We start from the raw sequence: 5,174 nt of genomic DNA, 5'->3' as shown, positions 1-5,174 counted from the left end.
TGGCATTCTGTCCGGTGATTAAATCCGTGGTAGCGATCGCACCAGCATTAACCATAGGATTATAGGGACGATTGGTTTTTTCATCGAGAATAATCGAGTTAAAAGCTTCCCCCGTGGGTTCAACACCGACTTTACTGTTAACGTATTCCCTTCCGTGATCTTCTAGGGCTAATCCAAAGACAAAAGCTTTAGAAATCGATTGTACTGTAAAGGTTTGCTGACAGTCGCCCACCTCAAAAATCTGACCGTCAGTGCTAATTACAGAAATACCAAACCATTCTGGAGCTGCTAGGGCTAATTCCGGAATATAATCGGCGATATGACCCGTCTGTAAATCAGAGTATTTTGCGTGCAGATAGTTAAGATAGTTCCGAAAAGGATAGACTAACTCTTGCCCGGAATTGACGGGACTAATAAAATCTTTTGGGGAAGCCATAGAGGAGTATAGCAGTTATCGTTTAATTGCCACTCTAGAGACGTTGATAGACACATCTCTAGAGAATTTCTGTAATCCCTAATTAACTTCTCGAACCGCGATAAATGCGATCAGCTTGGGAGGGTTCTAAATAATTATAGCCCGGTTTTTGGGTCGAGGAGCCATTCTTTTTGGCCACAGTATTAACCGCAGGAGTCGCTTTTTTTACCTCCGCGTGAGTCCTGATATAATCCTCAGAAATCTTGAAGGGATGACTATTGGGAAGGTGACGACTAGAGGGTAAATTGTCTTCTGGTTCGGGATGGGTGATTTTACTATGGGGAGCGACAAAATCGTGTAGGATGGGATCGTAGGCTAAAATTTCGCCGGTTTCAATCCGAAAAATCCAACCGTGTAGAGATAATTTACCCTGATGTAATCGGGAACGAATAATTGGATAGCTTTGCAAATTACTTAACTGGTTGAGAACATTTTCTGCTACTGTCACCTCGATCAGTTCTTCTCCTTCTAGTTCTTTGTAATTATCCTTAACTAAACGTCGAGTAGCTTCTGCTTGCTTTAACCAATCGTAAACTAAAGGCATTTCATCGGCCAGACTCTGCAATTTTAATAAACCTTTCATCGCTCCACAATGGGAGTGACCGCAGATAATCACTTGCTCGATGCCGAGAGCGTTGATAGCATATTCTATAGATGCACCTTCACCACCATTGGTTGCTCCGTAGGGAGGAATTATATTTCCCGCATTACGAATTACGAATAATTCCCCCACCTCCGCTTGGGTAATTAGGTTAGGATCGATACGGGAATCGGAACAGGTGATAAACAGGATTCTCGGTTTTTGTCCGTGGGAGAGTTGCTCAAATAATTGCCGATGTTCATCAAAATAACCACTCTGGAACTTTTCTAGTCCCTGTAGGAGTTTCTTCATAATAATTTTTCTGGTTTAGTTTGATCGCTATTGAGTCGATCCTTTCAGCATTATCGGGCATGAGATAACAGCAATGCAACCGGCCAGATTAGCGATCGCTATCGACGGCGAGATCGGTTATATTTTGTTAAGATAAGATACAGACTGTATCTAAGCAAATTTTATTTTATGGAAACTGCAACAATTTTGGGTATTTCGATCGCTGCCGCTTTGGTGGGGATTACCGCTTTAGCTCTTTATACCGCTTTTGGACCGCCAGCAGCAGAATTAAGCGATCCTTTTGAAGATCACGAAGATTAATTCTTTAATAACCATGTGGCTATTTGCCAAGGAGAAATTTGCTCCATAGGATCGATCGCTCTTTCTAAACCGTCGATCGATTCTTTTATTGTTAATTGTAATTGATTTTGCCAATCAATAACAGCGTTTTCTCCCTGACATTCATAAACGCGCATTACCCAACCCCGAAAGGATGTTTCACTTTGTTTTAAACTCATTAAAATTAAGTTATCGGCCGAGAATTTTAACCATTGTGCCACGGGTGGCAACTGGTTTGATTGAGAAGAATTAGTAATAAAAACAACGGTGACAGGTGAGTTTAACTGCCAAGCGTGATGGACAGTTTTCGCCGTTTTCCAGTTACCTTGATGGGGATATATTGCATAGGTAAATTCTTGTTTCCCCAGATCCGCCTCGGGATCGGGCCATCGGGGACTTCTCAACAGAGTTAATCGCAGTTGCCGGTTAGTAGCATCATAGCCATATTTATTATTATTTAAAAGACTAACCCCATAGTTTGCCTCTGTATCGGTTAAATCTGCCCATTTATGCGCGTAAACTTCCCATTTTGGTGATTCTGGTTCGTGGGAACGCTCGATCGCACCACAGGCAATTTCATAGGTGGTAAAATCGCTGTTTAGGGTGAGAGGAAAAGCGGTTTTTACTAAAGTATGTTCCTGCTGCCAATTAACAATAGTTTTAATCTGGAGAATAGGAGAATCTTTTTCTAAGATATAATCTTGACAAAATTCCGAATCAGCTAAACTTCTGATCACGCGAATCTGCCAGCGCAAGGCACCACATTCTAAGCATTCGATCGATTTTAATACTGTTTTAGGTAAGGGATATTGTTGATAATTAGGATCGATATTCCAAGCGTCCCAATATTGTCCTTGATCTTTAAATCCCTGTAATTGGTTCCCCGCAGCTTGCAGGATTTCTTTTTGATTAATTATATCAAATATACTATCTATATCCCCCGTTTCCGAGTTAATAGTAACTTTAAGCAAGCCATTATCTAAAATAAATTGGCAGTTAGTTAAATTTTTCTCGGTTGCTTGCTGATTGGGAACTAACCAAAATAACTTATAACCCACAGCAGGAATATTTTCAGCGATAAATAATAGCTGATTGTCGTGGGATAATTGCGAAGGACATAGACAATTATTTAAGTCATAAACTGAACAATTGACAGATTCTATAGATAAAGAGATAACCTGGGTTCTTTCCCAGTTAAGAGAATTAAAAACTAGAAAAGGTTTTGCTTGGGGATGGGGGGGATTAGGTAAATTAATTTGAGTGGCAATTGCTTGTAAAGCTTGATGTAAAATTGCTTCACCTGTGTTGATAACTTGCCGCCATAACTGATTGGCATCCCTAAACACTTCTGGGATAGAAGTACCAGGCAGTATATCATGAAACTGATTTAATAAAACCTTTTTCCAGGCGGATTCTATCTCGACTTTCGGATAGGGAATCTCTAGTAAAATATTAGCCAGAGAAGACCATAATTCTCCTTGATACAAGAGGATTTCACAGTAACGATTATAGGCCTTTTGGTCAGCGTGGGTAGTATAACAACCGCGATGGAATTCTAGATATAATTCATCATCCCAGATAGGGAGATTACTTGTCTCCAGACTGTTCAGATAAGTTGTTGCTTGGCTAAATTTTAACTGGGGGAAAAAAGGAGATTTTTGCCAACGTTGGGCTACCTCTAACATATCACGAGTCGGACCGCCGCCATGGTCGCCAACACCTGGCAGCCAAAAAATATCTTTTAAGCCGGTTTGCCGTTCCCAATTGAGAGCATGATCGGTCATAATAATTGGGTTAGTATCCATAACTCCGGCAACATTGGGAGGAGACATTAGGGAAAGAATTTTACTGCCATCGGGAGATTGCCACCAGAAAAAACCGTGGGGAAATTTAGTCGTATCATTCCAATGTAGTTTCCCAGTTACAAAATATTTGATGCCAAAGGATTGAAGAATTTGCGGCAATTGGTAGGGAAACCCAAAGGTATCCGGCAGCCAAGCAGTTTCAGTGATTTGTCCAAATTTTTCTTGAAAATATTTTTGTCCATAAAGTAGTTGTCGAAATAGGGATTCTCCGGAGATCAAATTGACTTCTGGTTCTACCCACATCGCGCCCAAAAGTTCCCAAGATTGCCCTTTATATGCCTCTAGAATTGCTTGAAACAGGTCAGGATGATGTTTTTCTGTCCAGTCGTAAATTAGGGGGCTAGAATGACCAAATATGAGGGCAGGGAAATCTTTTTGGAGGTTTAAAACCGAGATAAAAGTGTTTTGTGCCACTTGCCAAGTTTCTGCCAACGGCCACAACCAAGCCATATCCAAATGTGCATGACCGAGAAGATGAAAACTGCGTTCTTTGAGAGGTTGAGCGAGGGGTTGTAGGGATTGACGAATTGATTCTAGGGAGCGATTAAATTTATCTTTGTTGGTGACATTATCCCAGTCAATATTATCGAGAGTAGCGGTAAAAGCCGCTAATTTTTCAGGATAAAAAGTTTGCAGATAATTATGGAGAATGGTTAATTCATCAGCGACAAAACTAGGATCGATCGCTTGGCTATATTCATAGATTAACTGCGATTTCATCAAACCACCAATATCATGATTGGGACTGACTAAACGCAGAGTAACAAGGATTTCTTGACCAGTAGAGACCGAGTTGGAAAGTAAAATGCGGGTGGAAGAATCAAAGAGGTCTCCTGCTTGGATAAATTGATTATTAACATAAATTTTGACATCTTCCGCCCACCAAGTTAAGATTAATCTCAGTTCCATTCCCTCTAAAGGATAACCGGCTAAATGTTCGGGGACAATAATTTTTTGAGTTAGATATTGGATTTGTCTGCCGGCAGGCCAAATAATGTATTGTTTTTCATTGAGGGTGACGGGTTGAATTGGTTTTCCCGCTGCTGTAGCGATAAACCAATTTTTCTGAACATCTCTGCGGGTGAGGTGAGACAGTTTAGCGATGTTGTCGAGGGGAGACATGAGCCAACAAATAAGTTAATTTTGATTATTTTAAGCGATCGAGGACTAATTGCCCTAGGGGAGAACTTGTGTTAACGCAATAGTGCTGAAGACTTACTTAGGGTTTGCGGCAAAAAGTTTTTCGGTGGGGGTAGGGTGTGGGGTGTGGGGTGTAGGGTGTAGGGTTTTACCCATTTTCAGGGGGTCAATTACCTAATTTTCAGGGAAAAAGTCCCTAAATTTACCCCCCGATCCCTCCAATGGCCGGTACTTTTTGATTTCAAAAAAGCCTAAAAATATTATCCAACAAGGTTTTTAGATTTATTCAGCAAGCCCTACTCAATCTCATCCTTCAACGGTTTATTGAGAATGAGCAGGGAAGAGAAAGCCCGTGATGAGGATTGAACTCATGACCTCACCCTTACCAAGGGTGTGCTCTACCACTGAGCTACACGGGCATTGATCGTGGTGGGCCGGGCCGGATTCGAACCAGCGTAGGCGTAGCCAACGGATTTACAGTCCG

4 protein-coding genes and 1 tRNA gene are annotated in these 5,174 nt (G+C 41.3%); 1 reads left to right on the top strand and 4 read right to left on the bottom strand.

From position 1 onward, the window contains the following. Together PX481_RS08460 and PX481_RS08455 are read right to left on the bottom strand one after the other, a co-directional pair. Nucleotides 1-436, bottom strand: a 436-nt coding sequence (locus tag PX481_RS08460) for a glutaminase (RefSeq protein ID WP_288094354.1), incomplete at its 3' end; no start/stop codon positions are given. Between the two features lie 82 nt (nucleotides 437-518). After that, entirely contained in the window at nucleotides 519-1,367 is an 849-nt protein-coding gene (locus PX481_RS08455) for a carbonic anhydrase (RefSeq protein ID WP_002792421.1), read from the bottom strand. Between the two features lie 168 nt (nucleotides 1,368-1,535). Here PX481_RS08455 and psbN point away from each other — a divergent pair, with 168 nt between their 5' ends. Further along, nucleotides 1,536-1,667 (top strand): photosystem II reaction center protein PsbN, encoded by a 132-nt coding sequence (psbN, locus tag PX481_RS08450; RefSeq protein WP_002761150.1) that lies wholly within the window; start codon nucleotides 1,536-1,538, stop codon nucleotides 1,665-1,667. On the opposite strand, the gene PX481_RS08445 is transcribed toward psbN, so the two are convergent. Both PX481_RS08445 and PX481_RS08440 read right to left on the bottom strand, forming a co-directional pair. Continuing rightward, the gene (locus tag PX481_RS08445; RefSeq protein WP_002761152.1) at nucleotides 1,664-4,672 is read right to left on the bottom strand and encodes an alpha-mannosidase; all 3,009 of its coding nucleotides are present in this window, start codon (nucleotides 4,670-4,672) and stop codon (nucleotides 1,664-1,666) included. The two genes, psbN and PX481_RS08445, sit on opposite strands and share 4 nt — an antisense overlap. 365 nt (nucleotides 4,673-5,037) lie before the next feature. Further along, a tRNA-Thr gene (locus tag PX481_RS08440) sits at nucleotides 5,038-5,109 on the bottom strand. Between the last annotated feature and the right edge of the window lie 65 nt (nucleotides 5,110-5,174).

The organism is Microcystis sp. M53603_WE2, from assembly GCF_030065435.1.
This window is presented reverse-complemented; position numbering and strand designations above follow the sequence as displayed.